This window comes from Alloiococcus sp. CFN-8 (genome assembly GCF_049943125.1).
Lineage (GTDB): Bacteria > Bacillota > Clostridia > Clostridiales > Clostridiaceae > JAEXZL01.
Map to the genome: position 1 here is coordinate 3,601,995 of NZ_CP188040.1, position 22,242 is coordinate 3,624,236.

Genomic DNA, 22,242 nt, shown 5'->3' on the forward strand with positions numbered 1-22,242 from the left:
TTATTAGCTTCTGTTTATTTATATTAGTTTACAAGAAAAAACATCATTAAGGTTTAGCTTACTAACCCTTCTACTTATATCTTCCTTATTAGTAGAATATAAGCCTAAAGAAAGCATCCTATTAAAATAATCTCCCCCAGCAAAGGTGTATCTATTTTGTCTGCCTTCTTTTGTTAATATCTTATGATTAGCATAAGATATTATATCGCCTATTGCGGTGCTTGCTGGCAGTATTAAAAGAGGCATACCCAAGGTATATCTAATAGCGTTATGGCCTGCAAGACAGCCTGTAGCGATTGCTTCTGTATGTCCTACAAACAAACCAGACTTTTCACCTGCGCAAAACATGTTATCAATGCCATTAATCTTCATATCATCAGTCCTAGGAGCTACTGATAGATATCTTATTGAATTACCTTTTCCACCAGCATAAGGATCTATATATTTTGCCTTTTCAAGTCCCGGTAGCTTTCTAAGCTTATTTATTGGATAATAGGAAGTCATAAGCTTTGCATTTCCTGTATCTAATAATATTATATTTTCTGCATACTCCTTTAGTGCATATTGTTGACATACTTTAGCCTTTAACTTTTCCATATTTATTTCTTCCTCTGGAATTTTCAGCACTACAACTCCCTCTTCATCAAGCTTTTTAACAAGCTCCTCTGATAAGCTATCTTTAGCTAGCTTACAGGAACCACTCATAGCACCTAAAACCCCATCTTCTCTTTCCCCCTGGAAGTCTTCTACGCCAGCTCTCGCACTTAGGCTGACTCTAGGACCAAAAGATGGGCATCTTAAAACACACATTGCACACCCATTTCCATATTTCAGGCAATTTCCCATAGGTCCTGTAGAGCCTGTTGTTTCAATAAATACATCTCCATCTACCAGCTCTTTATTCTCTATATAAATACCTTTAATTTTTTTCTCTTCCATGATAACATCTGTAATTCTGCTTTCTAAATGTATATTAACACCTAAATTAATCAGTAATTCCCTTACTGCTGGCTCAATTTTATTTACATCATACAACCATGCGTGCTTATGTCCGGGAAAATCAATGTTCTTATGCCTTGATAAGGAATCAGTAATATCTATCAGTTCACCGCCACCCATAGCTATAATTTCTTCACTGGCAGTAAATCTTCCGTTGTTCCTCATTATTCCCCCAACATTTCCAAGACCAAGAAGCATATCTGTTCTTTCATATATATGCACCTCACCACCAGCTTTTATAGCAGTAATAGCTGCAGCACAGCCTGCCCAACCACCACCAATAATTATTACCTTCATCTAGATTAACCTCCTTCCCTCAAATAAATTGTTGGGTTCACATTGAACCTTGCATAATCTTTTAACTATATGACCACTATATCTGCTGCTACAGCTTCCACATACACCTTCTCCACAGCACATCTTAGCATTATTACTACAGGATAAGGTAAGTGAATTCTTATACTCTTTAGTAACGTTATAAGCTAATATATCCGGCCCAGAAATGTGAATATGAGAATAGCCCTGAGTATTTATTAGGTCCAATAAGCATTCATTAAGCTCTTTACTCAACTCACCATTATCAAAAACCTTAATATGACCCCTTTCACCCTGAAAGAATGAAAGCTCACCATCAAATATATCCTTTTTAAATTCTCCGCTATCTAGAATTAAAAAAACTTTATTATTCCTTCTCAAAAGATCCTTTAAAACCGGAATAAGAGGGGCAATACCAATACCTCTTCCCATAACAATAACCTTATCATTACTTAATTCAGATAGTTTCTTCACTCCAAAAATACCATTCCAGAAAGGTCCTCTGATAAGTATATCCTCTTTTTCATTGATACCTTCTATGGTTTTAGTCTTTATTCCTCTTATTTCAATAGCTACTACAATAGCTTCCTCTTCCTCATCAACTTTTAAAATAGAAATGGGACAATCGTAAAATTCTTGAGAGCTTTCGCTTCTAAGAAATACAAAGCTTCCAAGCCGCTTTAATCCCTTAATCAAAGAAATTGAGCTTTTAATTTTTAATTTTAAAATTCCACTATCTTCATAAACTTTTTCAATTACTGTTCCATTATAAGTTCTTCTTTGACTTTTTGGCTTATTGCCATTTCTATGGTATTCCTGAAGTATGCAGGTTCCCTTCCAATTCTTACAATCACAAAAGCTCTTTCCTGATAATTGTGAGCATATTATACATTCTCCTGTTTTTGCTAGATGGCAAGGACAATACTCAGAACCTGCATCAATGCAATTTTTAACCTCATACATCACTTTTTCACATCCCCTGCTGTTATAATGCTTAGTGCCTTAATATTAAAGTATTATATTTATATATAATTGTTACAGTTCTTTCAATACAAAGGCCTGTTAAGCTATTTATCTTAACAGGCCTTATCTATTACTTTATAATCTGGAGCGGTGCTTCAAATATTAATTGATCCTCTTGATATATCTTAATTCCTCCAATATTAAGTTTTTTAAAATTCCCTTTAATCTCTACTTCACTATTAACTATTACCTCTTTAGTAACTTCAGAATCTTTTTTAATAGGTAATATCAAATCCTCTTTAAACCCCAATTTAATTTTACCAGAATCAGTATTTAGGGTCTTAAGCACTTGATTCTTTGAAAATAAGCATTTATATTCATAATTCTCTTTAATGTTTTTATAGAGCCTCTCCGTTTCCTCAAAACGTTGATTACTATTTAATAATACAATAATAATCTCATTATCATCTTTTTCGAAAGAACTTACTAAGCATTTTCCTGCCAGTCCCGTATAGCCAGTTTTTACTCCTGTAGCATCCTCTTTCCATAAAATTTTGTTTATATTGCTATAATCTCTAGTAAAAGCTCCTTCTGCTTTAGATATAAATTTTGTAGCTACTATTTTACTAAATACAGGATTTTCCTTTGCTTTTATAGTAGCTAATGCCAAGTCATAGGCAGATGAAAAATGATATTCACTATCTAGGCCATGGGGTGATTGAAAATTAGTGTTTAATATGCCCATATTTTTAGCATATTCATTCATTAGATTAGCAAAATCATCTACAGAACCACTGATACCTTCAGCTAAGGCTATAGCAGCATCATTTCCTGATCTAAGCATCAATCCATAAACTAATTCTAACACTGTTATTTCCTCTCCAGCTTTATAGCCTACCTTTGATCCCCTTATCTGTGACGCCTTTGGACTAATAACAAACTTTTCATCTAAAGAATCATAATTCAAAGCAATTAATGCGGTTATAATCTTTGTAGTGCTTGCCATGGGTACAGGTTTATGTCCATCCTTGTTATATAATATTACTCTGCTTCTTGCATCTATAGCTATAGCATTTACAGCCTTTACATTTATAGGTGCAGCTAAAGTTTTATATGGATATCCTGTAAATAAAAAAATTACTATTAGAAGCCTAATAATATGTTTCATCACATCACCTCATTATATTTACTTAGAATATTTATCCTATTGATGGATACAATAATAACATTTAAAAGGGGTGGAATAATATGCTAAATATATCAATTATACTTGTATCCTTAGTAACTATTTTATTTTTTCCTATTAATCTAATTCTAAACCTAGAATATAATAAGAGCTTAGATATACAATTATCAATAGCTGTATATAAGTATAAAGTTATAACTCTGTACCCTCCAAAAAAGCCATTTAAAAATAAATTACATAAATCAAAAAGAGTAGAACATAAATTTTCGAAATTCCTAAAGATACTAACTTCTTTGAGTAAAAACCAGTCAAAGCCATCTCTCTACACTGATTTAAAAGTATCTTATCAATGTGAGGAAACCGCTGAGACAGCTCTTATATATGGTTTATTTAGCTCAGTACCTCCTTTATTCTACGGATATATGAAAGACTATTTTAATATCAAAAGTTATACCTTCACCATACTTCCAACCTCTGATGATGTCATTCATTTCAACTTTTCTCTAAATAGTATAATTAAAGCTAATATAGGTAAAATTATACGTGTATTTATGTTATTCAAAAAACATTGGAGGTGAAATCCCATCAGGGATAGTTTATGACAGATAATAACCATATTGAGAAGCTAATGAGAAGCACTCTTGAAAATATTAAAGAAATAATAGATGTAAACACTATTGTAGGCTCCCCTATTGAATGTAAAGATGGCAGTACGATAGTTCCTATATCTAAGGTTTCCTTTGGATTTGCTTCAGGAGGGAGTGAATTTAGCACTGATAAGGATGTTAAAGAAATAAAAGATTTTCCATTTGGAGGTGGCTCTGGTGCAGGAGTTACTATAAAGCCAGTAGCATTTTTAGTAATAAAACATGATACCATTAGATTATTCCCAGTAGACCAGGTAAGCACCTATGATAGAATAGTTGATAGCATTCCTCAAATCATGGATTTATTAAATACAAAAAAGAAGGAATAAAACTATAAAGAGTCCTGAGCATAACAACTAAAATGCTCAGGACTCTCTTCTATTCTTCTTCCACATTGTTTTCCTGTGAGTATTTTTCTATCAATTCCTGTAAGCTTGGCAATTCTTCCAGATCTACCAAACCAAACTGCCTCAGGAACTCATCTGTAGTGACATATAATATTGGTCTACCAGGCACATTTAACCTGCCTCTTTCCTTAATAAGACCCTTATCCAGCAAATTTTGTACTGCGCTATCACTTTTAACCCCTCTTATTTCATCTATATCGATTCTAGTAATAGGCTGCTTATAAGCTACTATTGCAAGAGTTTCCAATGAAGCCTGAGATAGAAACTGTCTGGTATTCCCTTTCACCAATTCATGAATATAGTCGCTATTTTGAGGCTTGGTTACAAGCTGATAGCTATTATTTATACTTATAAGCTTTATTCCTCTGCTAACTTCCTCATACTCTGAAGATAGAGCTTCTAATATTTCTTCAGTATATGAAATATTTGTCTTTAATATCGAAGATATTTCTTTTAATGTTAGAGGTTCGCCACTAACAAACAATAAAGATTCTACAGCCGACATTAATTCTTTCTTATTGGATACTTCAACAAACTCAAACTGTTCATATTTTAAATTATTCATCTGTCTTATCTGTTACCCTTTCTATAGTTATAGAGCTAAAATTATCATTTTGTTTAATGGAAACAACCTTTTGCTTTGACAGCTCCAGAAGAGCTAAAAAGGTTACTACTATTTCAAGCTTACAGGTACACTCTTCAATAAGTTTAGTAAAGCTAATATACCTATTACTTTTTATAAGCTCTGATATAGCCCTATATTTATCTTCTATCCTGAAAAGATCTACATTAATCTTATCACTTATCAAAGCATCTTTATTTTGCTTATTAAAGTAGTTTTCCATTAATTTTTCAAAAATACTATATAAGTCCATCATGGAGATATTAATAAATATATCCTGGCTAGTATCTATGTCCTCTATAACTTCAGCTTTTTTCCCATAAACAGTACCTGAATATTGTTTAATACCTCTCAGATATTCTACTGCAGCTTTTATTTTTTTATATTCAATAAGCTTCTTTTTTAATAGGTCTCCCTGATCTTCCTCTTCTTCTTCTTTTACTGCCTTTGGTAGAAGCTCCTTTGATTTTATCTCCATTAACGTAGCCGCTATTACAATAAACTCCGAAGTAACCTCCAGATCTAATTCTCTCATTTTACTAAGAAAGCTTAGATATTGCGAGGTTATTTCCGATAAGTTTATATTATATATTTCCATCTCATTCTTTTGAATCAAATGAAGAAGCACATCAAAAGGACCTTGAAAATTACTTATACTTAAATTTAATTGAGCCATAATATCACCTAAAAATATTTGTACTTTAAATAATACCAGTTTATCGTGGATGGCGCAACAAAGTAAATAGTAAAGGAGCCCTATAAATACTATAAAGCCCCTTCATAACTATACTAAATTCCGTTTTTAAATAACCCCTTTAAATTGTCCTTCATATTATTTAGTATTCCAGACTTTTTCACTTCTCTATCAGTATATAGCTTAACACTTCCTATTTTCACATCATTTATGTAGTAATCGCAAGTACCTATCATTTCCCCTTTCTTATATTCCTTCTTATCTTTATTGATATTTATTTTAGGTATTATTTCTTGATTGCTACCTCTTTCTATAGTTACACTAAGATCATCAGCTGCTCTTGCAATAAAATACCTATCTCCTTTTTTATTTAACTTTATCTTTTCTATTTCCTGGTCTTTTACTACAAGCTTTTTACTTTCAAATTTTGAAAAGCCGTAATTTAAAAGCATACTGGCGTCTCTATTACGTATTTTATATGTCGGTGCTCCCATAATAACGGATATAACCCTAACTCCATCTCTCGTTGCTGTAGCTGATATACAGTATTTAGCCTCATCAGTAAAACCTGTTTTTAATCCATCACAACCACTGAAGAAACGGACTAATTTATTGTGATTAACTAGCTCAATAGGACTCTTCCTTCCTTCAGATATAGTTTCCATGTAGGTTCCTGTATACTTGAGAATCTTAGGATGTTTTAATAGCTCTCGTGACATTATTGCAATATCCATAGCTGTAGTAACATGGCCTTCCACAGGAAGTCCAGTACAGTTTTTAAAAGTAGTATTATTCATCCCTAGTTCTGAAGCTCTTTTATTCATCATTTCTACAAAAGCACCTTCAGTGCCACCTAAAAACTCAGCCATAGCTACAGCTGCATCATTTCCAGATGCGATTGCTATACCCTTCAGTATTTCTTCAACAGTTCTAATTTCACCGGTATCAAGAAGCATAGTGCTTCCACCCATTTTTTTTGCATTTTCACTAGCCGTTATTTTGTCGTCAAACTTAATTTTGCCGCTATCTATCGCTTCCATAGCTAATAACATAGTCATTATTTTAGTTACGGAGGCTGGTGCATATTTTTCATTGATATTTTTTTCAAATAACAGTTTTCCTGAATTAGCCTCCATTAATAAACCTGACTTCGCCTCGATTTCTATACTTTCTCCTTCTGCATTAGCTGGAGATACCCAAATAAAAGATAGCAAACAAAAAGGGATTAAAACTTTTATAAAACCTTTTTTATTTATCATTAATCTACTCTCCTTTCGAAAATATTTTTACCAAAAATGAAATATTTATCACAAAAAAATAACCTTGGCTTCCCAAGGTTATTTTTCCTATTCTATAATCCCATAAATTATAGGTAAAGGTGAGTATTCCGATTCTTTTATAAGATAATTCTTATTTATATTTTCAATACACCTAGGGATGTTACTTTCATCATTAGAATGAATATACGCAATTACATCCCCTTTATTTATGTGGTCTCCACATTTTTTATTTAAAACTATTCCCACAGCCATATCTAATACACTATCTTTAGTAGCTCTTCCAGCTCCTAGCTCCATTGCTGCAAGACCAATATTTTCTGCGTCTATGCTATGCACTGTACCTTCTCTATCAGAAACAACAGGTACTACATATTTAGCCTTAGGAAGTAAATCTGTATTATCAATTGCTTCAGTGGAGCCTCCTTGTGCTGCAACAAACTCCTTAAGCTTATTAAGAGCAGCTCCTGACTCTATTGTGCCAATAAGCATTTTTCTAGCTTCTTCTTTATCTTCTGTTACTTTTGCTAATATGAGCATATTTGTTCCTAGCTCTAAGGAAAGCTCAACTAAATCTTTTGGACCATTACCTTTAAGGGTTTCAATAGCTTCTTTAACTTCTAAAGCATTACCAATAGCTAACCCAAGAGGTTCATCCATGTTAGAAATTACAGCCCTTGTTTTTCTTCCCACACCGTTACCTATCTTAACCATAGCTCTGGCAAGTTCAAAAGCTTCCTCTGAGCTTTTCATAAATGCACCTCTACCGACCTTAACATCAAGAACAATAGCATCAGCCCCTGCTGCAATCTTTTTACTCATGATACTAGAAGCTATTAAACTAAGATTATCGACAGTTCCTGTCACATCTCTTAAGGCATACAACTTTTTGTCTGCTGGTGCTAACTCTCCAGTCTGACCGCCTACCGCTAACTTTATATTATTTACATTTTCAATAAATTCTTCTTCACTCATCTCAACACTAAAGCCTTCAAAGGACTCAAGCTTATCAATAGTTCCTCCCGTATGACCAAGACCCCTTCCAGACATTTTTGCAACTGGGATTCCTAAGCTAGCTACCATTGGTCCTAACACTAATGTAGTAGTATCTCCTACTCCTCCAGTGCTGTGCTTATCTACCTTGATTCCATCAATCTTTGATAGATCCAAAATATCTCCAGAATTTACCATTGCCATGGTAAGATCCTTGGTCTCACGTTTATTCATCTTATTAAAGTAAATAGCCATTAATAATGCAGAAATTTGATAGTCTGGGATATTACCCTTCGTATATCCTTCTACAAAAAAATTTATTTCTTCTGTAGTTAATTCCATATTATTTCTCTTTTTTAATATAATATCGTACATTCTCATTTCTACATCCTCCAATAAAACAGTTAAATTCTTTCAATAATATTAGAAATGAGCTTTATGAAGCTTTCCTTTACTTTGTTGGAAGTCTCTATAACCTCACTATGATCTAATGGTTGATCTAAAATACCTGCCGCCATATTTGTTATACAGGAAATACCTAATGTTCTGATACCACAATGATTTGCTGCAATAACTTCAGGAACCGTTGACATACCAACAGCATCAGCTCCTAAAATTTGTGCTAATTTAACTTCTGAAGGTGTCTCATAGGTAGGACCTGAGAACATCATATAAACACCTTTCTGCACCTTAATTTTTAGCTCTTCTGCACATAGCTCAGCTACTTCTAACAATTCAGGAGCATAAGCCTTAGACATATCAGGAAATCTTGGTCCCATTTCTTCATAATTAGCACCTATTAAAGGATTGGAACCAGAAAAGTTTATATGATCCTTAATGAGCATTAAATCACCAGGTTCGAATTCAGTATTAGCACCACCTGCAGCATTAGTAACTATTAATTTCTTAATTCCAAGTAATTTCATAACATAAACAGGAAGTACTATAAGTTCCATGGAATGACCTTCATAAAAATGTATTCTTCCCTGCATCATTATAACTTTTTTCCCTTTATAATCTCCCATTACAAATTGTCCAGCATGTCCTTTAACCGTTGACTCTGGGAAGTGAGGAATATCTGAATACTTAATTATCTTCTTATTTTCTATATGCTCTGCCATCTCGCCTAAACCAGAACCTAAAATGACACCTATCTCAGGCTCAAAATTTGATGCACTTTTTATATACTCAGCTGCTTCCTTAATGTTTGTTAAGTTCATTTTTATCCTCCTTATGTTATAAAAAAATCTTTTTTTTGCAGTACTACGCTCTTGGGTGTGATTTGTTATATATCTCCCTAAGTTTTTTCTTTGGAAGAACATCTAGATAAATCTGCAGAACATTAACCCCTTTAAGACCTAAGAGCTCTTGAATAATATTTATGTCAGCTCCATTTTGGAGAAGATGAAGAGCGAAGGAGTGCCTAAAGGTATTCAAGTTAATATCCTTATTTATACCAGCTTTATTTATATAATATTTAACTATCTTCCAAATGCCCTGCCTAGTTAGTATATCATAATTATTATTCAAAAATAAGTTATTGATAGATTTATTTATATCTTTCCTTGCTTCTAAATATTCTCCTAAAGCTAATACAGACTTATCTCCTAGGGGTATTACTCTTTGGTTTTTTCCTTTATTACAGGATATAACCTTAAAAGCTAAGTCTATATCTTTTACAGATAAATCTATTATCTCGTTGACCTTTAAACCAGTTCCATATAATATCTCTATTAGAGCCCTATCCCTTAATCCTTTAAAGCTATCCTTATTTGGTAAATTAATCAAAATACCAATCTCTTCCTCAGTCAAGAATTCCGGTGTTTTTCGCTTTAAAATTGGTGCATTATAGAGAAGAACAGCTTTATCGATCTTATAGTTTTTATGAAGTAAAAATTTATAAAACTTTTTAATGGTATTAATCTTTCTGGTTATTGTTGCTGTAGATTTATTGATTAAATACCTGTGAGCAAATCGATAAAGGACTTCTGTATTCACTTTTAGAAAATCAATTCCTTCTTCATCAATAAAAAGCTTAAAATCTTTCAAATCACTTAAATAAGCCTTAATTGAATTTTCACTCAGTCTCTTTTTTAATAAATACTCATAAAATTCCTCTAATAAATCATCCATATTATCACCATATCTTTTATTTTTTTTAATTAAGTTATATTCCACTTACATACTTAATAGCTGGAGGAGTGATATAGGCTTCTACTATAAAACCAATGGTCATAAATAGAAGTACAAATAGTAAACAGTAAAGATAATTAGCAAGGGGCACACCACCTTCACTGCTTTTAACCTTAAAAACTTTTTGCTTTAGCTTTTCTAAGGAGGTTTTAACCGAATAAATTGATATTATGACCATTCCTATTATATATATAATATTTTGTGGGATTAAAGATAGTATCGATAGTATAAGAGAATTTTCTCCTCCCGCGGCTAAAATAACTGCTAGGGAAAAGCCGAAGGTAAAACCTTTTACAAGGTTTATTAGCAATACTATAGGAGTTCCCAAAATTGTAAAGCCACAAGACCATATGATTATAATTATTATAACATTATTACGAACAGCTTCTATAAATAAATTCTTACCTGAGAAGGTCTCATCCTTTAATCCCTGTAAAAAAACAGATAAATAATCATTTAAAGCTTTTAAATTATCATTTCCCATATATTTAACCATATAATTGCCTAGTATTATTCCAATTGTGAGGAATAACATAATAACCAGTAAAATCCAAAAGTTATTTTCAATCTCCTTAATTATAAAGTCCTTTAACCTCTTACTATCCATAATATCCTCCTTAATGCTAAATTAATATATATTATGTAAAGAGGTTCTTACTTATACCTTATTTTTTTATTCAAAAAATAACTGACCTTCTGCAATAAAAAGAGAAAGGTCAGTATGATTTATAAGGGTAAAATATTTATTAATCATTAGATATTATGCTGTTTTTTTCCTAACTAACCTTGTTCTTTAATCTTAATTTATCAGCTACCATAGCGATAAATTCAGAGTTTGTAGGCTTACCCTTATCCGTATGGATTGTATACCCAAAGAGCCTATTAATTGCATCAACTTGGCCTCTTCCCCAAGCAACCTCTATAGCATGTCTTATAGCCCTTTCTACTCTGCTTGCGGTAGTATTATATTTTTTTGCTATGGATGGGTATAATTCTTTAGTTACAGCTGAGAGTAGTTCCATATCGTTAACTACCATTGTTATAGCTTCTCTTAGATACATGTAACCTTTGATATGGGCTGGGACACCGATTTCATGAATAATTGATGTTATCTCAGTTTCCAAGTCCATTGGTTCTTTTTTAGGAGCTTTAACCTCTGTTGTTTCCATAAGTGACATGGTTTTTTTATTATTATCACCGGAAATAGTATTGTTAAACATTTGGCGAATCCTCTTAGTAAATACATCCATGTCAAAAGGCTTTACAACATAATAATCTGCGCCTAAGGTTATAGCTCTTTGAGTTATTTTGTCTTGACCTACCGCTGAAAGGACTATTATTCTTGGCATTGGATCTATATTCATAGTATTCAGCCTTTCTAATACTCCTAATCCATCTAAATGAGGCATAATAATATCAAGAACTACTAAATCCGGCTTTTTTTCTTCAATTAGCCTCAATGCTTCTAGCCCATCTTTTGCTATTCCTGTAACGATAATATCTCTCTGATTTAATAGGTAATCGTTTAAAATATTACAGAATTCTTTATTATCGTCTGCTATGAGTACTGAAATTCTATTTTCCTGCATATAATTCTCTCCTTTAAGCTTATTCCATTATTTAACATTTTACTAATTCGACATAAGTAAGATAATTCCTTCTGATTATATATATTTTTTTTGTAATATAAAAAGATACCATATGTTTATTGATATCTTTTTATATGTATAATTCTATTTTACTATTATTTTGTAAATATTTAAACTCATTTTAATAAATTATTTGCATCTTTTACCATCCACTGTATATATATACCATAACCTGTATCTGGCTTATTAACTAATACATGAGTTACTGCACCAATTATCTTATTATTTTGTATTATTGGACTTCCACTCATACCCTGCACTATACCACCAGTTTTGCTAAGAAGCTCTGGATCTGTAACCTTAATAAGCATTCCCTTTGAATCCGCTACATCTTGAGATAAAAGTTTTAGTATTTCAATATCATAATATCTAGGACCCTTTTCATCTACAGTAGTTATTATTTGTGCTTTACCTTCTTTAATTTCATCAGGCATAGCTACTTTCATAGGCTTGATATCTCTCATCATAAGCTCATTATTATTTATCCTACCAAAAATACCACAAGGAGTATTTGAAGATACTGTACCAAGAGCTTTGTCTTCATTTATAAATATCCCTTTTAATTCCCCAGGTGTTCCTTTTTGACCTTTTTTAACATTTATTATAGATGAATTAACAATGTTGCCTGAGCTAACCTTAAGAATTCTATTAGTATCTATATCTGTAATAGGGTGTCCAAGAGCAGCATAAATATTGTTTTCTGGATCAAAAAATGTTAAAGTTCCAACTCCTGCTGTAGAATCTCGAACCCACAGTCCAAGCTTAAATCTACCATCCTCTGAAGATTTAACAGCCTTTATCTCTCTAATATATACTTCACCATCTCTTTCAATCTCAACCTGTAACTTCTCTTCTTGAAACTTATTAAGCAATGTTGCTAAGGTTTTTGAGCTATCTACTGGTATGTTATTTACTTTATTTATTATATCTCCTATACCAATGTTTTTCTCTAAAGCTGGACTATCTAATAAACCTTGTTCTGTCTCAATCTTAGCATATCCTACCACTAAAACCTTGGTATTTACCTTAACTCCTATACTCATACCACTAGGAACAAGCATCTTATCATATTTAATTTTATTATTTACGGCTATATCTTCCTCGAAAGAGAATTCAGCGGAAGTAAAACCATTAGTTTGCAAAGGATTAGCTGAAGCATAATTATCAGCAGCAGGGAAAACTAAGCTGATAGCGATAAATAAAATGGGAGCTACGATGTTATGTAAACCTCTTTTTAAATTTTTTCTCATCCTTACTCCTCCTTTTTGTGTTTTCTCCTTATTAACATACCCGATAATTAAAGCCCTTATCCTGTTATATAGCTGTTAGTACAGTTAAAGATGCTTTCAGTTTCTATGTTTATGTAATTTATAATTAAAGTCATAGAAATACTTCTATGACCCTTTTATACTTTAAATTTCTATTCTATTTTATTAATTAATGTAGACTTTTTATTCTCTGCAAGCCTAATCATTTCTTCTGCATTATCAAGAGTAACTTTAGTTATCTCTACTCCACCAATCATTCTAGCTATTTCTTTTGTTTTTTCATCTGCCTTTAAGGATGATATTGAAGTATAGGTTTTTTCATTCACCACATCTTTTGCCACTAGAAAATTCACATCAGACATGGCAGCGATTTGTGGTAGATGTGTTACACATAATACCTGATGTTTAGCGGAAATTTTATACATTTTTTCCGCAACACTTTGTGCTACCCTGCCACTAATTCCTGTGTCTATCTCATCAAAAATTATTGATGGAGTAGCATCCTTATCGACAAATACAGTTTTTAAAGCAAGCATTATCCTGGAAAGCTCACCACCAGATACAATTCTTTCCATAGACTTCATAGGTTCTCCTGGATTAGTAGAAATTAAAAATTGGACCTTATCCTTCCCATTATTCATATATGAATCCTGCATTAGAACCTCTACTTTAAATGTGCTTTTTTCCAAGCCAATATCCTGGAACTCATACATCACCTTAGACTCCAGGACTTGAGCTGCTGATTGTCTAATATTATGAAGCTTTTCAGCAACGCTATCTAATTCAGTTTTTAATAAGGATTCTTCCAATTCTAGCTCTCTAATAATCTCCTCACTATTAACTAACTCCTCATATTGATTCTCTAGTTCTTCTCTATAGCTCAGGATATCTTCTACTGATCTATTATATTTCTTTTTATAATTTGCTATTTCATATAATCTAGTATTTATTTTTCCCATAGCCTCTTCATCATATACTACGGTTTCTTTTAAATTTCTTAGATCATTGATTATTTCTTCAAGATTATAACTTACCTCTGTTAAGGCTCTGTTGATATTCTTAATTTGTTCCATATGCTTTTCAATAGAAGCTAAATCTTTTGATGCAGAATAAATAAGGTCATAAGCTGATGATCCCTCACCAAATTCTTTTAAAGAGCTATAAGCACTATTAACTGAATAGTTTATTTTTTCTGCATGGCTCAATACTTTATATTCATTGTTTAGCTGTTCTTCTTCACCAGACTCAAGCTTTCCATTATCTATATCTTCTATTTGGAACTTCAAAAAATTTATGTTATTCTGGACATCATCATTTCCTTTTAGCCTCTGTATTTTAGTCCTAACATTTTGATACTTCTCAAAAATATTTCTATATTTTTCTAATTCATTATATATTGTGTCTTGAGCAAAGCTATCTAAATACATTAAATGATTATTAATTTCTAATAAGTTTTGATTTTCATGCTGTCCATGAATGTCAATTAAGCTTTTAGATATTTCCTTTAATGAAGATAAAACTGCAGATTTACCATTTATCTTGCTTATACTTCTACCATTTTGAAAGGTTTCTCTACTTAATATAACTATATTATCTTCATCAATATTTAATTCTTTCAATATTTCAGCTGTTTTGGAATTTTCAACAGAGAAAACTGCCTCAACATAGGTTTTATCTTCGCCAGTTCTAATTAGGTCCTTGTTAAACTTATTCCCCATAACAAAATTTATAGCATCTATTAAAATAGATTTTCCCGCTCCAGTTTCTCCTGATAATACATTAAATCCTTCATAAAAGGAAATAGTAATATTATCTATAAGAGCAAAGTTCTTTATACTAATTTGTAATAGCATATTATCACCTAAACTTTACTAATTTATTAATTTTTTTATTTTTAATACAATCTCATCAGCATAATCAAGAGACCTCGTTAGTATGAATATTGTATTATCACCGGCTATGCTTCCTGCTATCCCTTTAAACTTCAAGGAGTCGATGGCTTCCGCTGCTGCTGCTGCAGAACCTGAAATAGTTTTAACTACTACCATCTTATCAACACTTTCTACGGTCAGAGTTGAACTAGAAAGAATATTTGCAAGCTTTTGAGAAATATCACTTTCTTCGCTTGCTATAGAAGCATATTTATAGCTTCCTCCTGGAGTTAATATTTTGGTAAGCTTCAATTTCTTAATGTCCCTAGAAACAGTTGCTTGAGTTACATCAAAACCCATAGCTTTAAGCTCCTCTGCGAGCTCCTCTTGTGTTTCAATATCTTTATTATTGATTAATTCTAGGATTTTAGAGTGTCGATTTACTTTCATATTACTCACCTGCACATTCTCGTGTTTTATTTATCAGCTTATTTCGGAGTACCGAAAAATAATCTAATTCTTCAAAATGCACTAATCTAATATTATGCTCTGCTTTACTTATGATAATATCTTCTTCTCCTAGTAGCTTATAAGAACTTTGTCCATCATAGGTTATAAAAACATCCTGCTCTGTTTTTTCTAATTTAATTGATACAGTACTATTTCCATCTAAAACAATAGATCTAAACATATGGGTATGGGGACATATTGGTGTTATGCATATATTGGATAATTCTGGATAAAGCAGAGGTCCACCCGCAGACATAGAGTAAGCTGTAGATCCTGTTGGTGTACTTATAATTATTCCATCAGCTGCATATGCAGTATAAAAATAATCATCTACATATACCTTAAACTTCAAAATTCTTGAAAGAGTTCCCCTACTTATAACAACCTCGTTTAAGGTGTAATTAGTTCCTATTCCAGGTACTGTGCAGCTCAAAACCATCCTATCTCTATATATGAAGTTCCCTGATAGCCATTTTTTAAAGTATTCTCTAAAGCTTCGAAGCTCACAGCTGCTTAAAAAACCTAAGTTCCCAATATTAACACCAAATATAGGAACCTTTGAACTGTATATATGTTTAGCTGTATTTAAGATCGTTCCATCCCCACCTAAGGCAAGAAGCAGGTCTAGCTGCTCAGCTTCATGGTAATTCAATGGCCTAGAATCCTGAAAAACAGCTATATTTGCTTCTGGCAACTCATCTTTAATTATATCAACTATTTCCTTGAAAATACTCCCATTTTTATCTTTAGATAGGTTTATATTTATACCTATATTATAACTTTTCATACATCCTCCAAAGCCTCATCTAATTCACCATGAGAAGCATCTACAAGCTTATTTATGTATTCACTAGAAAATGGGTTTGTTTCTGAATACTCTTTAGAAAAATAAACCAAGTATTCAATATTTCCTTCAGGCCCTTTAATAGGAGAATAGCTCAAACCTAATATAGAGAGCTTTTTACTTTCTAAGAAATCCACAATTCCTTTTATAACCTCACCATGAGTTGCTTTATCTTTAACTACTCCTTTTTTCCCAACCTTATCCCTTCCAGCTTCAAACTGTGGCTTTATAAGAGCAACAATTTCTCCAGAGGGAGCCATAAGCTCCAAAGCTGTGGGAATTATTTTCTTCAAGGAAATAAAAGATACGTCTATACTGGCAAAGTCTATTTCTTCCGGTATGTTCTCTCTTGTTACATACCTAAAATTAGTTCTTTCCATACAAACTACTCTATCATCTGTTCTCAGCTTCCAGGCTAGTTGACCGTAACCTACATCTATGGAATAAACTTTAATAGCACCGTTTTGCAGCATACAATCAGTAAATCCTCCAGTGGAAGCACCAATATCCATACAACCCTTGCCTGTTAAATCAATAGAGAATTCTTTAATAGCCTTAGCTAGCTTATAGCCACCTCTACTAACATAGGGCATTTTTTCTCCTTTATACTCCAAGGCTGCTTCTTCACTAACCTTTTCTCCTGCCTTATCAACCCTCTGACCATCAACAAATACTTTACCGGACATTATGGCAGCCTTTGCACGTTCCCTAGAATTAAATATTCCTTTTTCTATTAATAATTGATCCAGTCTTATCTTCTTGTTTGCCATAATTCCTCCTGCTTTAAATCAATTTAACTACTTCTTCATAAATTGAATCCTTATCTAAATGATTTATTTTATATAATATTTCAGGGTCTCCTTGAGGTATATATTTATCTTTATATCCTAAAATAGTTATCTTTTTATTATACCCAATAGTGTTCAAGTATTCTAAGACCATTGAACCTAGACCGCCAGAAACTATATTATCTTCAATGGTTATAATCTTATAATCTTCTTTAACTAGCTTTGTAACCATTCCTTTATCAATAGGCTTTATAAATCGAGCATTGATTATCATTGGATCTACACCTATCTGCACAAGCTTTTTCTTGGCAAGAACTGCATGCTGAACCATCTTTCCTGTAGCGATAATAGCAACTTTATTCCCAGAGCTTTCAACATCCCAAGTTCCTATGGCAATATCCCTATCAGTAGAATCAAGGTCAACAATATCTGTTCCTCTAGGGTATCTTATAGCCACAGGAGCATTTGCAGTAGTCGCCCACTGAAGTATTCTTCTTAATTCCTTAGTATCTTTAGGTGCAGCAATTGTCATATTAGGAATATGGCTTAAATATGATAAATCAAATATTCCTTGATGTGTTTCTCCGTCCTCTCCTACTATACCAGCTCTATCAATTGCAAATATTACAGGAAGCTTTTGAATGCATACATCATGTATAATCTGATCATAACCTCTTTGAAGAAAGGTAGAATAAACAGCAAATACAGGTATAAGGCCTTCCTTTGCCAGACCAGCAGCCATTGTTACTGCATGCTCCTCTGCTATACCCACATCAAAAAATCTCTTAGGAAATTTTTGTGCAAAGTATTTTAATCCTGTACCATCAGGCATTGCTGCTGTTATTGCTACTATTTTTTTGTTCTTTTCTGCTATTTTAACTATTTCTTCTCCAAATGCTGAAGAATAACTCTCCCTTTTAACTACGGAAGACTCTACTTCACCACTCTTCTTATTAAAAGGCCCAACTCCATGGAATTTATTAGGATTTTTTTCTGCAAAATTATAGCCTTTTCCTTTTTGAGTCAGTGCATGGATAATAACTGGTCCTTCTAAATTTTTTGCAAGTGAAAGCATCTTAGATAATTCCTTAATATTATGACCATCTACAGGACCAAAATAAGTAATCCCCATCTCCTCAAAAAGCATTCCAGGGACTACGAACTGTTTGATACTGTCCTTTACCTTTTCAATTGAATTAACCAAATTCTTACCTAAGCTGGATTTATTTAAGGTACTATTAAATTCATTCTTAAATTTATTGTAGCTAGGATCTAACCTCAGCTTACTAAAATATTTCGACAACCCACCTACATTTTTTGCTATAGACATCTGATTATCATTTAATATAATTATTATCTTGGTTTTATGATAGCCAATGTCATTTAGTGCTTCCAAAGCCATACCACCAGTAAGCGCACCATCTCCAATAAATGCTATTACATGATGATTTTCATTCTTTATATCTCTTGCCCTTGCCATCCCTATGGCCGCTGATATAGAAGTACTGCTATGCCCAGTATCAAAATGATCAAAGCTACTTTCAGAGCTTTTAGGAAAACCACTTAAGCCCTGATACTTTCTAAGCCTATCAAAGCCTTCTCTTCTTCCCGTAAGAATTTTATGTACATAGGACTGATGTCCTACATCCCATACTATTTTATCGTGTTTGAAGTCAAAAACATTATATAAACTTAAGGTAAGCTCTACTACACCTAAGTTAGAAGCTAGATGACCTCCAGATTTTGAAACTTTATCTATTAAAAAACTCCTGATATCATTGGATAGAAGTTTAAGCTCATCTAAGGATAAAGCTTTTATGTCTTCAGGAGATTTATATTTATCTAATTGAGTATACATAAGGTTTACCTCTTTTAATAATTCCTTTCTAGCAAAAAGTTTGTAAGTTCTTCCATTACAACAGTATTATATTTCAGAGACTTCAAGGATTCAATACAATTATTAGTAATTTGTTTGCAGAGCGCTTTGCTATCCTCTAGTCCTAAAAGAGAAACAAAAGTATACTTATGATTTTCAGCATCGCTATTTATATTTTTTCCTATTAACTCTTTATTACCTTCCACATCAAGTATATCATCTTTAATTTGAAAAGCTAAACCTAGATTTTCTCCATACTTTTCTAATAACACAAGTTCTTCTTTATCGGCACCTCCTAAGATTGCACCTGCTAATACTGAGGCTTTAATTAAAGCGCCGGTCTTATGCTCATGGATGTAATAAAGCTCATCCTTTGTTATACTTTTATTTTCTGATAAAATATCTACTAATTGACCACCTATCATTCCATTAGCCCCTGCAGCCTCACCTAGCTGTTCTGTTGCTAAAAGAGCAGCTCTACCTTCCTTTATACTAAACTTAATAATAATGTTAAAGGCCTCATTTAATAGTGCATCTCCAGCGAGTACTGCTACAGCTTCACCAAAAACTTTATGATTTGTAGGTTTACCCCTTCTTAAGTCATCATCATCCATACATGGTAAATCATCATGAATTAAGGAATAGGTGTGTATCATTTCTATAGCTGCTGCAAAAGGAATCACCTTCTTCCAGTCATCTTTATAAAGACTATAGGTAAGGATTGTTAGAATAGGCCTGATACGTTTCCCTCCAATATTTAAGCTGTAGGACATTGAATCAAAGAGCTCTTTATTTAAGCCCTGCTTATCCTCAAAATATCCTTTTAAATATTCATCAATTTCTCTCTTAATTAAATTAACGGTTATCATTCTGATACATCCTCTAACTCTTCCTTCTGAAGAATTCTGATTTTATTCTCAGATTCCTTGAGAGTTTTATAAAGCTTATTTGTTAAACTAATACCTTCTTCATATAGCTTCATTGAATCCTCAAGAGCTATATTGCCATTTTCCATCTTAGCTATTATCTCTTTAAGCTTATTAAGCATTATTTCATAATTCTCGCTTTTTTTTGCCATTATTTCCTCTCCTCTTCTGTAGGCACAATTAGACCTTCAACCTTTCCATCCTTAAATATTATCTCTGTGGACTCATTGAATTTAAAAGCAGCTACAGAATTAATCAACTTATCCTTTTGAAAAATTATACTATAACCCTTTTTTAAAACATTTAGAGGATTGTGAGCCTCTAAAAGCTGTATTAAAGCTTTAATTTGTTCAAAATTATTCGTTATAGCCATATTTATATTTTTATTTAATGTATCCTTTAACAGAGCAATTTCTTCATATTTATGAATTATTATATTCATAGGATTAAAGTTTTCAAGAAGCCTTTCTAAAAGGATAAGATTATAATTTTCATCTTCAATCCTCCTCAAAGCTAATGAGGTTATCTTTTCCTTATCCATTGAGATACTGTCAATCAATGACTCTAGAGATACCGCTGAAATTTCTGCAGCCTGTGATGGGGTTGCTGCCCTTATATCTGCTACAAAATCACAGATTGTGAAATCAGTTTCGTGTCCCACTCCAGAAACGATAGGCTTATTAGCATTATATATTGCTTCTGCTAATTCTTCTGAGTTGAAGCTCCAGAGCTCTTCGATGGAGCCCCCACCTCTAGCTATAATAATTATGTCTATATCATCTCTGCTATCAAGGACCTTTATTCCTTTAATTAACGAAGCCACAGATCCATCTCCCTGAACCAATGCAGGGTAAATTAGAAGTTCAATAGATGGATTCCTTCTGGTTATAACATTTATGATGTCTTTAACAGCAGCACCCGTGGGAGATGTAACAACACCTATTTTAAAAGGATATAACGGAAGACTCTTTTTTGCCTCAATATCAAAGAACCCTTTCTTTGATAATTTTTCTTTTAGCAAATTAAATTTTTCATATAACTCCCCTAATCCTATGTCACTGATAGAATTACAATATATCTGATAGCTTCCATCTCTATGATATACAGAAACCCTTCCTTTAACCTCTACTTTGCGTCCATCCTTTAATAAAATATTGAAAGCTTCTGCATTACTTCTAAACATTATACAGTTTATTTTACTTCCCTCATCCTTTAAGGAAAAGTAAATATGTCCACTACTATGATATTTTAAGTTTGATATCTCGCCCTGTACTCTAATATTATTTAATATAAAATCATTATCTATTGTTCTCTTAATATAATTATTCAGTTCGCTTACGGAAAGTATTTTAATCTGCATATTTTCTGTACACCTTACATACATTATCAAGTAAAATAGAGGTTGTAACCGCTCCAACCCCTCCTGGTACTGGGGTAACAAAAGCTGCAACTTCCATTGCACTATCAAAGTCCACATCACCAGTAATCTTTCCTTCATGGCTTGAGGTACCTACATCTATTACTATTGCACCAGGCTTAATATATTCTTTATCAATAAATTTCGGCTTCCCAATTGCAGACACTAATACATCTGCTTCTCTGCAGATTTCTTTTAAATTTACTGTTTTTGAATGGCATATGGTTACTGTAGCATTTTCTTGAAGTAGCAAATTAGCTGCAGGCTTTCCTACAATGGTACTCCTGCCTATAACTACAGCCCTTAATCCTTGAAGATTGTCTTTAACAGATTTAATCAATCTCAAGATACTTTCTGCAGTGCAGGGAACAAAGGCTTCTTCTCCTTTGTAAAGCCTACTAATATTTATGTCACTCTGTCCGTCTACATCTTTTTCAGGAGATATAGATGAAAGAACTTTATTTATATTAATCTCTTTAGGCAGAGGTAGCTGGATAATTATCCCGTGTATCTCAGGATTTTTATTGGCACTATCTATATCCTTTAAGAGGTCATCCTCCTTTATACCTTCTCCATAAGACTTCTTAATAAATTTTATACCTAGGGATTCAGAAACCTTTTGTTGATTTGAGATATAGTATTCAGAACCAGGATCTTCTCCTACTTGGATAGACAATAAACAAGGAGCTGCCTTTCCTTGTTCCTTTAAAAACTTTGTATAGTTCTTAATATCCTCTTTCAGATTATTTGCCAAAACCTTTCCACTTAACACTTCACCCATAATAATCACTCCTATT

General features: G+C 32.6%; 23 protein-coding genes. 2 read left to right on the forward strand and 21 right to left on the reverse strand.

Annotated elements, in window-relative coordinates; genetic code table 11:
• Positions 1-18: 18 nt before the first annotated feature.
• From ACPWSR_RS16990 to ACPWSR_RS17000, 3 genes are all read right to left on the reverse strand, one after another.
• Positions 19-1,296: an FAD-dependent oxidoreductase gene (locus ACPWSR_RS16990; RefSeq protein ID WP_426349411.1), complete on the reverse strand. Its 1,278-nt coding sequence runs from the start codon at positions 1,294-1,296 to the stop codon at positions 19-21.
• Positions 1,297-2,277: a sulfide/dihydroorotate dehydrogenase-like FAD/NAD-binding protein gene (locus tag ACPWSR_RS16995; RefSeq protein WP_426351408.1), complete on the reverse strand. Its 981-nt coding sequence runs from the start codon at positions 2,275-2,277 to the stop codon at positions 1,297-1,299. It abuts the gene before it with no gap.
• 130 nt (positions 2,278-2,407) lie between these two features.
• Positions 2,408-3,445 carry a D-alanyl-D-alanine carboxypeptidase family protein gene (locus ACPWSR_RS17000; RefSeq protein ID WP_426349412.1) on the reverse strand — a complete coding sequence of 346 codons (1,038 nt, stop codon included), beginning with the start codon at positions 3,443-3,445 and terminating at the stop codon, positions 2,408-2,410.
• A gap of 80 nt (positions 3,446-3,525) precedes the next feature.
• Here ACPWSR_RS17000 and ACPWSR_RS17005 point away from each other — a divergent pair, with 80 nt between their 5' ends.
• Together ACPWSR_RS17005 and ytfJ are read left to right on the forward strand one after the other, a co-directional pair.
• The gene (locus ACPWSR_RS17005; protein WP_426349413.1) at positions 3,526-4,041 is read left to right on the forward strand and encodes a DUF2953 domain-containing protein; all 516 of its coding nucleotides are present in this window, start codon (positions 3,526-3,528) and stop codon (positions 4,039-4,041) included.
• Between the two features lie 20 nt (positions 4,042-4,061).
• Complete coding sequence (gene ytfJ, locus ACPWSR_RS17010) at positions 4,062-4,439, forward strand: GerW family sporulation protein (RefSeq protein WP_426349414.1); 378 nt, start codon at positions 4,062-4,064, stop codon at positions 4,437-4,439.
• A 49-nt stretch (positions 4,440-4,488) separates the two neighbouring features.
• On the opposite strand, the gene scpB is transcribed toward ytfJ, so the two are convergent.
• The 18 genes from scpB to ACPWSR_RS17100 all read right to left on the reverse strand — a co-directional run bounded on the left by scpB (position 4,489) and on the right by ACPWSR_RS17100 (position 22,226).
• Positions 4,489-5,082 carry an SMC-Scp complex subunit ScpB gene (gene scpB, locus ACPWSR_RS17015; RefSeq protein WP_426349415.1) on the reverse strand — a complete coding sequence of 198 codons (594 nt, stop codon included), beginning with the start codon at positions 5,080-5,082 and terminating at the stop codon, positions 4,489-4,491.
• Positions 5,075-5,815 carry a segregation/condensation protein A gene (locus ACPWSR_RS17020; RefSeq protein ID WP_426349416.1) on the reverse strand — a complete coding sequence of 247 codons (741 nt, stop codon included), beginning with the start codon at positions 5,813-5,815 and terminating at the stop codon, positions 5,075-5,077. Before ACPWSR_RS17020 ends, scpB begins: the two co-directional genes overlap by 8 nt.
• Positions 5,816-5,928: 113 nt before the next feature.
• Entirely contained in the window at positions 5,929-7,092 is a 1,164-nt protein-coding gene (locus tag ACPWSR_RS17025) for a D-alanyl-D-alanine carboxypeptidase family protein (protein ID WP_426349417.1), read from the reverse strand.
• An 87-nt stretch (positions 7,093-7,179) separates the two neighbouring features.
• A complete protein-coding gene (locus ACPWSR_RS17030) occupies positions 7,180-8,484 on the reverse strand; it encodes a pyrimidine-nucleoside phosphorylase (protein WP_426349418.1) in 1,305 nt (434 codons plus the stop codon).
• 23 nt (positions 8,485-8,507) lie between these two features.
• A complete protein-coding gene (locus ACPWSR_RS17035; protein WP_426349419.1) occupies positions 8,508-9,323 on the reverse strand; it encodes a purine-nucleoside phosphorylase in 816 nt (271 codons plus the stop codon).
• Between the two features lie 43 nt (positions 9,324-9,366).
• Positions 9,367-10,236, reverse strand: coding sequence for a tyrosine-type recombinase/integrase (locus ACPWSR_RS17040; protein WP_426349420.1), 870 nt, complete (start codon positions 10,234-10,236; stop codon positions 9,367-9,369).
• A 34-nt stretch (positions 10,237-10,270) separates the two neighbouring features.
• Positions 10,271-10,903 carry a stage II sporulation protein M gene (gene spoIIM / locus ACPWSR_RS17045; RefSeq protein ID WP_426349421.1) on the reverse strand — a complete coding sequence of 211 codons (633 nt, stop codon included), beginning with the start codon at positions 10,901-10,903 and terminating at the stop codon, positions 10,271-10,273.
• Between the two features lie 169 nt (positions 10,904-11,072).
• Positions 11,073-11,885, reverse strand: coding sequence for a sporulation transcription factor Spo0A (spo0A, locus tag ACPWSR_RS17050; RefSeq protein WP_426349422.1), 813 nt, complete (start codon positions 11,883-11,885; stop codon positions 11,073-11,075).
• Between the two features lie 176 nt (positions 11,886-12,061).
• A complete protein-coding gene (spoIVB, locus tag ACPWSR_RS17055; protein WP_426349423.1) occupies positions 12,062-13,195 on the reverse strand; it encodes a SpoIVB peptidase in 1,134 nt (377 codons plus the stop codon).
• A gap of 170 nt (positions 13,196-13,365) precedes the next feature.
• The gene (recN, locus tag ACPWSR_RS17060; protein ID WP_426349424.1) at positions 13,366-15,066 is read right to left on the reverse strand and encodes a DNA repair protein RecN; all 1,701 of its coding nucleotides are present in this window, start codon (positions 15,064-15,066) and stop codon (positions 13,366-13,368) included.
• Positions 15,067-15,084: 18 nt separating this feature from the next.
• Positions 15,085-15,534: an arginine repressor gene (locus ACPWSR_RS17065; RefSeq protein ID WP_426349425.1), complete on the reverse strand. Its 450-nt coding sequence runs from the start codon at positions 15,532-15,534 to the stop codon at positions 15,085-15,087.
• 1 nt (position 15,535) lies between these two features.
• Positions 15,536-16,381 (reverse strand): NAD(+)/NADH kinase, encoded by an 846-nt coding sequence (locus tag ACPWSR_RS17070; RefSeq protein ID WP_426349426.1) that lies wholly within the window; start codon positions 16,379-16,381, stop codon positions 15,536-15,538.
• Positions 16,378-17,208, reverse strand: coding sequence for a TlyA family RNA methyltransferase (locus ACPWSR_RS17075; RefSeq protein ID WP_426349427.1), 831 nt, complete (start codon positions 17,206-17,208; stop codon positions 16,378-16,380). Before ACPWSR_RS17075 ends, ACPWSR_RS17070 begins: the two co-directional genes overlap by 4 nt.
• A 13-nt stretch (positions 17,209-17,221) precedes the next feature.
• Positions 17,222-19,084, reverse strand: a complete 1,863-nt coding sequence (dxs, locus tag ACPWSR_RS17080; RefSeq protein WP_426349428.1) for a 1-deoxy-D-xylulose-5-phosphate synthase — start codon at positions 19,082-19,084, stop codon at positions 17,222-17,224.
• 14 nt (positions 19,085-19,098) lie between these two features.
• Positions 19,099-19,971, reverse strand: a complete 873-nt coding sequence (locus tag ACPWSR_RS17085; RefSeq protein WP_426349429.1) for a polyprenyl synthetase family protein — start codon at positions 19,969-19,971, stop codon at positions 19,099-19,101.
• Positions 19,968-20,180: an exodeoxyribonuclease VII small subunit gene (locus tag ACPWSR_RS17090; protein ID WP_426349430.1), complete on the reverse strand. Its 213-nt coding sequence runs from the start codon at positions 20,178-20,180 to the stop codon at positions 19,968-19,970. Before ACPWSR_RS17090 ends, ACPWSR_RS17085 begins: the two co-directional genes overlap by 4 nt.
• Positions 20,180-21,388 (reverse strand): exodeoxyribonuclease VII large subunit, encoded by a 1,209-nt coding sequence (xseA, locus tag ACPWSR_RS17095; protein WP_426349431.1) that lies wholly within the window; start codon positions 21,386-21,388, stop codon positions 20,180-20,182. Before xseA ends, ACPWSR_RS17090 begins: the two co-directional genes overlap by 1 nt.
• Positions 21,378-22,226 (reverse strand): bifunctional 5,10-methylenetetrahydrofolate dehydrogenase/5,10-methenyltetrahydrofolate cyclohydrolase, encoded by an 849-nt coding sequence (locus ACPWSR_RS17100; protein ID WP_426349432.1) that lies wholly within the window; start codon positions 22,224-22,226, stop codon positions 21,378-21,380. Before ACPWSR_RS17100 ends, xseA begins: the two co-directional genes overlap by 11 nt.
• Between the last annotated feature and the right edge of the window lie 16 nt (positions 22,227-22,242).

Coding starts and splice junctions, on each gene's coding strand:
- ACPWSR_RS16990 (WP_426349411.1), bottom strand. CDS start 1,296: ATGAAGGTAATAATTATTGGTGGTGGTTGGGCAGGCTGTGCTGCAGCT.
- ACPWSR_RS16995 (WP_426351408.1), bottom strand. CDS start 2,277: ATGTATGAGGTTAAAAATTGCATTGATGCAGGTTCTGAGTATTGTCCT.
- ACPWSR_RS17000 (WP_426349412.1), bottom strand. CDS start 3,445: ATGAAACATATTATTAGGCTTCTAATAGTAATTTTTTTATTTACAGGA.
- ACPWSR_RS17005 (WP_426349413.1), top strand. CDS start 3,526: ATGCTAAATATATCAATTATACTTGTATCCTTAGTAACTATTTTATTT.
- ytfJ (WP_426349414.1), top strand. CDS start 4,062: ATGACAGATAATAACCATATTGAGAAGCTAATGAGAAGCACTCTTGAA.
- scpB (WP_426349415.1), bottom strand. CDS start 5,082: ATGAATAATTTAAAATATGAACAGTTTGAGTTTGTTGAAGTATCCAAT.
- ACPWSR_RS17020 (WP_426349416.1), bottom strand. CDS start 5,815: ATGGCTCAATTAAATTTAAGTATAAGTAATTTTCAAGGTCCTTTTGAT.
- ACPWSR_RS17025 (WP_426349417.1), bottom strand. CDS start 7,092: ATGATAAATAAAAAAGGTTTTATAAAAGTTTTAATCCCTTTTTGTTTG.
- ACPWSR_RS17030 (WP_426349418.1), bottom strand. CDS start 8,484: ATGAGAATGTACGATATTATATTAAAAAAGAGAAATAATATGGAATTA.
- ACPWSR_RS17035 (WP_426349419.1), bottom strand. CDS start 9,323: ATGAACTTAACAAACATTAAGGAAGCAGCTGAGTATATAAAAAGTGCA.
- ACPWSR_RS17040 (WP_426349420.1), bottom strand. CDS start 10,236: ATGGATGATTTATTAGAGGAATTTTATGAGTATTTATTAAAAAAGAGA.
- spoIIM (WP_426349421.1), bottom strand. CDS start 10,903: ATGGATAGTAAGAGGTTAAAGGACTTTATAATTAAGGAGATTGAAAAT.
- spo0A (WP_426349422.1), bottom strand. CDS start 11,885: ATGCAGGAAAATAGAATTTCAGTACTCATAGCAGACGATAATAAAGAA.
- spoIVB (WP_426349423.1), bottom strand. CDS start 13,195: ATGAGAAAAAATTTAAAAAGAGGTTTACATAACATCGTAGCTCCCATT.
- recN (WP_426349424.1), bottom strand. CDS start 15,066: ATGCTATTACAAATTAGTATAAAGAACTTTGCTCTTATAGATAATATT.
- ACPWSR_RS17065 (WP_426349425.1), bottom strand. CDS start 15,534: ATGAAAGTAAATCGACACTCTAAAATCCTAGAATTAATCAATAATAAA.
- ACPWSR_RS17070 (WP_426349426.1), bottom strand. CDS start 16,381: ATGAAAAGTTATAATATAGGTATAAATATAAACCTATCTAAAGATAAA.
- ACPWSR_RS17075 (WP_426349427.1), bottom strand. CDS start 17,208: ATGGCAAACAAGAAGATAAGACTGGATCAATTATTAATAGAAAAAGGA.
- dxs (WP_426349428.1), bottom strand. CDS start 19,084: ATGTATACTCAATTAGATAAATATAAATCTCCTGAAGACATAAAAGCT.
- ACPWSR_RS17085 (WP_426349429.1), bottom strand. CDS start 19,971: ATGATAACCGTTAATTTAATTAAGAGAGAAATTGATGAATATTTAAAA.
- ACPWSR_RS17090 (WP_426349430.1), bottom strand. CDS start 20,180: ATGGCAAAAAAAAGCGAGAATTATGAAATAATGCTTAATAAGCTTAAA.
- xseA (WP_426349431.1), bottom strand. CDS start 21,388: ATGCAGATTAAAATACTTTCCGTAAGCGAACTGAATAATTATATTAAG.
- ACPWSR_RS17100 (WP_426349432.1), bottom strand. CDS start 22,226: ATGGGTGAAGTGTTAAGTGGAAAGGTTTTGGCAAATAATCTGAAAGAG.